3 protein-coding genes are annotated in these 8,939 nt (G+C 72.5%); all 3 read right to left on the reverse strand.

Annotation, left to right across the window (positions count from 1 at the left end; all coding sequences use genetic code 11):
• Positions 1 to 17 precede the first annotated feature (17 nt).
• Positions 18 to 800 carry an SDR family oxidoreductase gene (locus tag V7067_RS11110; protein WP_334175969.1) on the reverse strand — a complete coding sequence of 261 codons (783 nt, stop codon included), beginning with the start codon at positions 798 to 800 and terminating at the stop codon, positions 18 to 20.
• Between the two features lie 103 nt (positions 801 to 903).
• On the reverse strand, positions 904 to 3,012 hold the full coding sequence (pbpC, locus tag V7067_RS11115) for a penicillin-binding protein 1C (RefSeq protein ID WP_334175970.1): 2,109 nt from the start codon (positions 3,010 to 3,012) through the stop codon (positions 904 to 906).
• Positions 3,013 to 3,029: 17 nt separating this feature from the next.
• A complete protein-coding gene (locus V7067_RS11120; protein WP_334175971.1) occupies positions 3,030 to 8,576 on the reverse strand; it encodes an alpha-2-macroglobulin family protein in 5,547 nt (1,848 codons plus the stop codon).
• Between the last annotated feature and the right edge of the window lie 363 nt (positions 8,577 to 8,939).

Genomic DNA, 8,939 nt, shown 5'->3' on the forward strand with positions numbered 1-8,939 from the left:
GGTCTGCAACAGACGGGTCAGCGCAGGCCGGGCGGAATGGTGCGGATGAGGCTGCCGGCGGCCAGACCGCCGTCCACGGTCAGCACCTCGCCGGTGATGAAACTCGCTTCCCCCGACAGCAGGAAGGCGATGGGACCGGCGATTTCGTCGGGCAGGCCGTAGCGCCGCTGCGGCACCTCGCCCAGCCAGGCGGCGCGCAGGTCGGCCCCGTGCGTGCGCGCCACCACCGGGCTTTCCACCGGCCCCGGTGCCACCGCGTTGACGCGGATGCCGACCGGGGCAAGCGCCACCGCCATGGCGCGCGTCAGCGCCACCAGAGCGCCGTGCGCGGCCGCAGCCGCCACCTGCCCGATGGCCCCGCGCAGCGCGGCAGTGGATGCGATGTTGACGATCGCGCCGCCATCCGGCATGTGCGCCACCGCCGCCTGAGCAACGGCGAAGGCGCCGACCACATCCACATCCAGCACCTGACGGAAGGTGGCCACCGCCAGATCCTCGAACGGCTCGTCGAGCGCAAGCGCGGCGGCGTTGACGAGGCCGTTGATTTCGCCCCACTCGGCTGCGATGCGGTCGATGGCGGCGGCAACGGCGATTTCGTCGGAAATGTCGATGGGCTCGCCGATCAGCCGTTCGCCGGCGTCCGCCATGGCATCCAGCGCGTCGTCGATGGCATCCTCGTCACGGTCGACGACCGCCACGCACCAGCCCTCGTCCACCAGCCGGCGCACGGTTGCAAGGCCGATGCCGCCCGACCCGCCGGTGACCACCGCCACCGGTCCCGCTGCCCGCCGCCCTGCCATGGACCCTCTCACGCGCTCCGCCGCCGGCATCGCGCCCGGCCGCCTTCATGACACAGCTTTGACACGCCGCTGCCGCGCCGTCGATGGCCGGTCGCAGGCGGCCTCATTCCACGAACACCGTCACGCTGTCGGCATCGCCGGCATCGTCCACCGCCGTCAGCCGCACGAAGCCGCGGCCGGCCACCGCAACCGAGCCGTCTGCCGCTGCGCCGCCGGCCTCGTGCCCGGTCAGCGACACCGGCCGGCCGTCCACGAACAGCGTCAGGGCGCCGGACGAGCCTTCCAGCCGGAAGGCGAGGGGCTGGCGGCGGCCGCTGCCATCCTCCAGCGCCACGCGGGCGCCGTCCGGCGGAAACACGAACCGCATGCGGCGCTGCTGCGAGGCGGCAACGGCCGGCCCTTCGGCCGCCGCGCCGAAACCGCGCAGCGGCGGCGGCAGGGTGGCGGTGGTGGCGATCAGGGCTTCGGCGGGGGCCCGCGGCAGCGGTGCGCGGCGCTCGCCGAGGCGGGCGAACGCCTCAAACAGAATGGGCGCCGCCGAGGCGCGCGCCACCAGCCCCGGCACCGCCGCGCCATCCGGCCGGCCGACCCAGACGGCAACGGTGTAATGGCCGTCGAAGCCGATGGCCCAGCCATCGCGATAGCCATAAGACGTGCCGGTCTTAAACGCGATGCGCCCGGCGCGGCCATTATCCGGCGGCGGGGTGCCGGAGAGGATATCGGCGACATACCACGCCGCCACCGGCGCCAGAATGCGCCGCGGCGCGGCAGCCGGGCCGGGCGCGGGCGCCGCGGCATCGATCACCAGATCGGGCACGAGGCCGCCGCGCGCCAGACCGGCATAGAGCGCAGCGAGATCGACGAGACGCACGCCGACCCCGCCAAGACCGATGGCGAGATTGGGCGCGGCATCGCGCGGCAGCTTCAGCACCGCGCCCGCCTCGCCGAGGCGGGCGGAAAGGCGGGCCGGGCCCACCGCCTCCAGCAGCGCCACGGCCGGCACGTTGAGCGACATCTGCAGTGCCTGCCGCGCCGTGACGGTGCCCTGAAAGGTGCTGTCGAAATTGCGCGGGCTGTAGTTGCCGAAGGCGGTGGGGCGGTCTTCCAGCAGCGTTTCGGGGTGGGCGAGGCCGGCCTCGAAGGCGAGGCCATAGATGAACGGCTTCAGCGTGGAACCCGGCGAGCGCAGCGCCGTGGTCATGTCGACATGACCGGCGCGGTCGTCCTCGAACAGCCCGGCCGAGCCGATATCCGCCAGAATGCGGCCGGTGGCGTTTTCCACCACCAGCAGCGCGCCGGAAACCCGCGGCCCAAGGCGCGGCACGCGCCCGGACAGCAGGCTTTCAAGGCTTTCCTGCAGAGTGGCATCGATGGTGAGGCGGTGCACGCTGAGGTCGGGACGGGCGGCCACCGCAGCAGCTGCAGCATGGGCGGCCAGCAGCGGAAAGTCACGCCGCGTCGCCGGCACCGGTTCTTCCGCCGCCTCGCGGGCCTCCTCCGCACTGATGATGCCGAGGGCGGCCACCCGCTCCAGCACGCGGTTGCGCGCCGCGCGGGCGGCGGCGGGAAAGCGATCCGGCCGCCGGCTTTCCGGCGCCTGCGGCAGGGCCACCAGCAGGGCTGCCTCGGCCACTGTCAGCCGGGCGGGCTCGCGGCCGAACCACGCCAGCGCAGCGGCCCGCACACCCTCCAGATTGCCGCCGAAGGGGGCAAGCGTGAGATAGCGGGCGAGGATGGCATCCTTGCCGGCGGTGCGCTCCAGCTTCAGCGCCGCGGCGATCTCCGTGAGCTTGCGCGAAACCGTGCGCTCGCGGCGGCCCTCCGTCAGCCGCACCGCCTGCATGGTCAGCGTGGAGCCGCCGGAAACGATGTGGCCGGCACCGAGTGCCTGCAGGGCCGCGCGCGCCAGCGCCTGCGGATCGGCCCCCGCATGGTCGCGGAAGCGGCGGTCCTCATAGCCGACCAGCATGGCGAGATAACGCGGATCGACTTCGGCCGGCGTGGTCGTCAGCCGCCAGCGGCCGTCGGCAGTCGTAAACGCGCGCAGCAGGCGCCCGTCCTTGTCCAGCACCACGGCGGAAGGCGCGGCGGGGGCGGGCAGCGGCGGCAGCGCGGCGACGAAATGCGCCGTTGCAGCCACCAGCCCGGCGGCCGCCGCGCCGGCTGCAAGCAGGCCCGCCGCCAGCCCCGCGGCAAGGCTGCGGCGCCGCAACAAGCACCGCCGGCCGGTCATTGCGCCGCAACCGCGATCTTGCCGGGAGCGGTGCGGGCAAAGCGCTCCGGCCGGTACATGTCTTCCGCCGCCGCGGCCGGCCGGGCAAAGCGACCGGGCGAGACCGCGCGCACCATGTAGGCCACCGTGACGCCGCGGGTCAGATCCGTGCCCGGCTCGAAAGCGGCGACGAAGCGGTCGTCGCGGAATTCCACATGGGCGGGATCGGCGGAAGGCAGCCAGGGGAAGCCGGCCAGATCGGCGGAGGAGACGAGGGCGGGATTTTCCACCTCGAAGCCGCCCGGCAGCAGGTCGGTGATCAGCAGGTGGCTGTCGCCCGGCTCGTCGGCCACCACGGTCAGAACCACCACGAAGCGGTCGTTCTGCCGGGCCTTCGTCACATCGGCCGGGTTGCCGTCCAGCGTGAAATAATCGCGGGCGAGCCGGAGGCCGTTGCTGGCCGCCGGCAGCGGCGCCTGCGGCACGCCGGCAACGGTGATCGCCACCAGCGCGTCGTCGGCCCCGGCATTGGCAATGCGCACCGGGCCTGCGGCGAGCTGGCCCGCCGACAGGCGGCGGAACAGCGCGCCTTCGTGGGGTTTGCCGTCGACGACGGTGCGCAGCGCCTTGTCGGCCGGACCGACGGCATTGGCGGCCACCAGCATCCACGCCGCTTCCTGCGTCGTCGGCGTCTCGCCGCCGGCGCGGGCGGCGGCGAGCGTATCGGTCAGGCCGGGCAGGCCGGCGGCATCGACGCCGGATTCCGCGGCAAGGGCCAGTGCCGCTGCGGTGTTGCGCGCCGGGGTGCCGAAATCGCTCCACGCGGTTTCTTCCGTGCCCATGCTGTCGGCAGCCAGCGTTTCGGCGGCAATGGCAAAGGTGCTGCGCGCCCGCGCATCGTCGCCATAAAGGGCGAGACCGGCGCCGATCTGCGCCTGTGCCAGACCGCTGCCGAAATCGTGGATACGGTCGTCGGCGAAATAGCGCAGGTCGCCGATGGAGGCGCGGCCGTTGCGCGCCAGCACATAGAGCGCGTAGGCGACCCCGCCGCCCTGACCGGCCTCGAAGTTCTGGCTGTAGGAGAGATCGTTCTGCAGCCGGTCGAGCGCCAGAGAGAACGCCCCGTCGGGCACCGCATGGCCGGCGGCGCGCGCCCGGGTCAGGAAATCGGCGATGTAGGCGTTGAGCCACAGATCGCCCGAGCCCGGCGTCCAGAGCCCGAACGAGCCCGACGGACTCTGGAACTGCAGGAGGCGGGCGATGGCGGCATCCACGCGGGCCTTGGCGGTGTGGTCGGGCGAAAGCCCGATGCTGTCGGCCACCGCATCGAAATAGAGCAGCGGCAGGGCAACGCTGGTGGTCTGTTCGGCGCAGCCATAGGGGTAGCGGTCGAGCATCGCCAGCAGCCCCGGCACGTCGAGCCCCAGCCCGGCGGACACGGAGAACGACAGGCTGGCGCTTTCCGGCTGCAGCCCGGCAAGGCGGTCTGTGCCGATCGACACGGTTCCGTCCTTTGCCAGCACCTCGACGGCGCGTTCGGTGACCGGCGGGGCGGCCGGGCGCACGGTGAGGCGGAACACCTGCCCCATGGTGGCCAGATTGACGCCGTCGGGCGCGGAAAGCGCCACCGACAGCGTGGCAAGGCCGGCGCCGGTTGCCCGCAGCGGCACGTTCAGCGCCGCGCGGCCCTTGCTGTCCAGATTCAGCATCGCCGGCACGTCGCCCAGCGCCACCGGCCCCTCGGCATGGACCTTCAGCGGATAGGACCCGGCCGGACCGGACACGTTGTCGAAATCGAGCCGGAAGCGGGTCTCATCGCCGGGTGCGAGCACGCGCGGCAGGCTGCCGGTGATCACCACCGGGTCGCGCACGGTGACATCGGCCGCCGCATTGCCGACCTTGTCCTGCGACCATGCCACCGCCATCACCCTGACCTGCCCGTTGAAGGCCGGCAGATCGAACGTGACGCTGGCCTTGCCATCCGGCCCGACCTTCACCGGACCGGAGAAGCGGGCCAGCAGGTCCTGCGTCGGCACATCCTTCGGCGTGAAGGCGCCGGCTTCGTCGCCGCCGGTGCGGATCGATCCGCGCACGGCGCCGAGGCTGTCGATCAGGGCGCCGTAGAGGTCGCGGATCTCCGCGCCGAGACGCCGCTGACCGAAGAAATAGGCCCTGGCATCCGGCGGCAGGTAGTGGGTGAGGTTGAGAATGCCGGCATCCACCGCGGCAACGGTGACATAGGCTTCCTCGCCCGCCCGCAGGCCGGTGACCGTGACCGGCACGGAGAGCGGGCCGCGCGGGCGCGCCTCCGGCGGCGTGCCGAGGCTGACGGCAAGGCCCGACAGGCTTTCGTCGAGACCCAGCCAGTCCAGTCCGATGGCCCGGGCCGGCATGCGGCCGGCGGCAACATCCATCGGCCGGTAGAGCATCACGGCCACATAGCTGCCGGGCCGCCAGCCTTCATCCACCGGGATCGGCACGGTGGCGCCGCCGGCCGGCACCTCCACCGCCTTCATCAGGCGCACGCCGTCGCCCACCACCGCAACGAGGGCGGTGCCGGCGAAATGCGGCGCGATCTTCAGCATCGCGGTGTCGCCGGGCCGGTAGCCGGCCTTATCGAGGCCGACATCGAGCAGATCCGGCGTTTCGGTGGTGGCGCTGAGGCTGACCCAGCCGGCCGAAAACTCCACGCTAGTGGCGGCCGTCGCCAGACCCGGTCGTGTCACCTCCAGCCGGTAGCGGCCGAAGGTGACCGGCGCGGCGATCCGCCCCGGCGTGCCGGCGGCAAGATCCAGCCGGCCCTCGGCCACCCGCTCGGTCGAGGTGGTGGTGTAATAATCCCACTCGCCGTCGCGGCTGAACCACTGGAACGAGCGGTTGACGCGCAGCAGCTGCCAGGTGACGCCGTCAAGGGCCGCCGGTTCGCCGTCGGGCCCGGCCGCGGCCACCTCGAACCCGGCCGTTGCGCCCTCGCTCACCTGATCGCCGGGGAACAGCGGCTTCACGCCGATGCGCGGACCGGCGGCGCGCACGGGCAGGGAGACGGTTTCTTCCACCGCCCGGCCGCCGGGCTCCCGCACCCGGAGGGCGATGTCGGCGACCAGCGGTTTCGTCGTCGGCTCCAGTGCCGGCAGCGGCACGGAAACGGTCGCCTGACCGTTCGCATCGAGGCGGCCGAGGTCGTAAAGCGGCCGGCGCACGGGCGTGAAGCCATCGTCGGCAAGGCCGAAGCGGTAGCCCGGGAAGCGGGCGAGACCGTCCGCCGGCTTCACGCTCACATCGCCCTCGATGCCGAGGCCGGCGGCGGGGGCGCCATAGAGATAGGCGGCGTCGAGCCGCACCGCGACAGGCCGGCCGGCGGCGATGGAACCGGCCGTCGTGGCAACCGACAGCTTCATCCGCTCGGGCACGAAATCTTCCACAAGGAAGGTGGTGGCGCCGATGGCCGCCGCCTTCGGGTCCGCGAAGGCCTCCGCCCGCCAGGTGCCGCGCATCGCAGAGGGGATGAGGTCGATATCGGCGGTGCGGCCGCCGAGCCCTCCGTCGGCCACCAGCAGGCGGCGGTAGACGACGCCGTCGGGCCGGCTCACCACCAGCGTCAGCGGCACGCCCTTCACCGCGCGCGCCTGTCCGTCGCGCAGCAATGCTGCGAGATGCACGGTCTCGCCGGCGCGGTAGACGCCGCGGTCGGCATAGACGAAGGCATCGAGCGGCCCCGGCGCAGCGCGGCCGGCCACGCCCCGGTCCGTCAGGTCGAAGCCCGGTGCCGACAGATCGAGAAAGGCGAAGTCGCCGCTGTCGGCACTGGCGGTGACGAGGGCCGGCGCCATGCCGCCCTTGCCGGCGGCGAGCGCGGCGGGGAACAGCGCATGGCCGGTCGCATCGGTGGTCGCCGTGCCCAGCACCTCGTCGTTGCGGGCGATGAGACTGACCTTCACCTTGCCCAGCGGCCGCGCGGTGCCGAGCGAGCGCGCGAAGGCATGAATGCCGTCCGACGACGAAACCGCCGCCAGTCCGATGTCGGAGACGATGAACCACTGGGTGGCGCGCTGGTCCCAGTTATCGGAGGGCACTTCGCGCGGGCGGGCGACCAGCACATAGATGCCCGGCCGCAGCTGCCCGGCCACCTGATCGACCGGGAAAGCCGTCGTGACTTCGCGGTTCAGTTCGCGCTTCACGTCCATCTCGCCGGACCACACGCTGGCGCCCTTGTTGTTGGCGAGATCCTCGATCTCGCCGGGCGAGAGCTGGCGGCGGAAATCGCCGCCGGCCACGGCGCGGGCCAGACTGCGGTCGCCGACCCACAACAGGTCGAGCGCCACGCCATCGGTGTTGACGGAAATGACCGGCACCCCGCGGGCACCGGTGCGCGGCAGCACATAGGCCGCGGACGGAAAACGCACCGCCGGCGCACGGTCGCGCACATAGACGGTGTAGCTGACCGGCTTCTGCAGCGTTTCGCCCACCACAGAAGGAATGCCGGCCCGCAGCGTGATGTCATAGCGCTGGCCGTGGGTGAGGCCGTCGATGCACAGTTCCGGCCCGCTCGCCGTCACCGCCGGGTTTGGCGTGCCGGCGAGCGAGACATATTTTGCCATGTCGGTGCGGCCTTTGGGCAGATCCTCGGAGAACTGCACGCACATGCGCGGGCTGGCGGCGTTGGCATCGACGGTATAGTCGAGCACGCGGAAGCCATAGTCATCGCGCAGCGCCTTGTAGCGGGCGGCAACGGCGGGCACGTTCGCCAGCGCCAGCGAGGCCCTGAGGCTGTCGATGGCCGGCCGCCAGCGCTGATCGGCGGCAAAGCCCTCTCCGGTCTGGGCAAGGGCGGCCGCCTGCTCGGCCTTCGTGGTGGCAAGGCGCAGGGCGACGAGGGCGGCGGAAAGACCGTCGCGCCGCAACGCGTAGCGGCGCTCGTAATCGTCGGTCTCCTCGCCGAGAAGCTGGCGGGAGAGCGCCAGCCAGCCGGCGGCGCCGCCCTGAAGCGTGCGGGCCGCCAGATCGGCCGCCACCTCGCCGGCATCGCGCTGCAGCCGCACAGCCGCGTTCATCCGCGCCCGGAAGGCATCGGCCTCGCCCATCGTGTCGGCGGGCAGAAAGGCCAGATCGGGCAGGGGCAGCGGCGCCTTCGCGGCGGCATTCGCCGCGCTCTTGTCCGTGGCCGCTTTGCCCCCTGCCGTCGCGGCCTTCGGCATCAGCCCGGAGACCGCATCGCGGAAGGCTTTCGGCTGTCCGGCATCGCTCTTCAGGAAACACCAGTTGGCGCGGGTGTTGAAGGTGAAAGCCCGGCAGGCGCTGTCGGCCCGGCAGGCGGCCTCGCAATCGTCCAGCGTCAGGTCGCGCAGGGTGCGGTAATCGAACCCCGGCAGATCCATGCCGGCCAGACGGCGCGCGGCCGCCGGATCGCCGGCGGCAAGCCCGGGGGCTGCGGCGGTCAGGGCGCCGGCCAGCATCACCAGCACGGCCGCAACCGCGAGACGGAACAGGGCCGGCGCACGCGCGGCGACCGCACTGCTGCCGCGCCCGGTGCGGGCGTGCCGCACGGCGTCTGGACCGGATTCCATGCTGCGCCTCCCAAACCGGCCGGCCCGTTGCTTCCGGCACGGCGTCCCGCTTGTCCGCGGGTTGCCTCTCAAACGGCGTTAACCATAACAGGTCCGCAGGCCGGAACAAACGCCGCCCGCGATTCGTCCCCGCCCCGCGGCGGAGGGGCGCAGGCCGGCGGCAAACGGTTCGGGCAGGGCAGGGTTCAGTCCGTCAGGGCCGGTCCGGGCGGGCAGGAAAACAGGGCGTCATAACAGGGTATCCGGGACGCAGGTATCCGGGACACGGACATCCGGGACGCGGGCATCCGGGACGCAGGCATCCGGGACGCAGGCATCCGCCCGCACCCGAAAGGCGGTGCGCGGGCGGCAGTCGTCCGGCGG

It is taken from the genome of Pseudoxanthobacter sp. (assembly GCF_036822375.1).
In the GTDB taxonomy this organism is placed as follows: domain Bacteria; phylum Pseudomonadota; class Alphaproteobacteria; order Rhizobiales; family Segnochrobactraceae; genus Pseudoxanthobacter.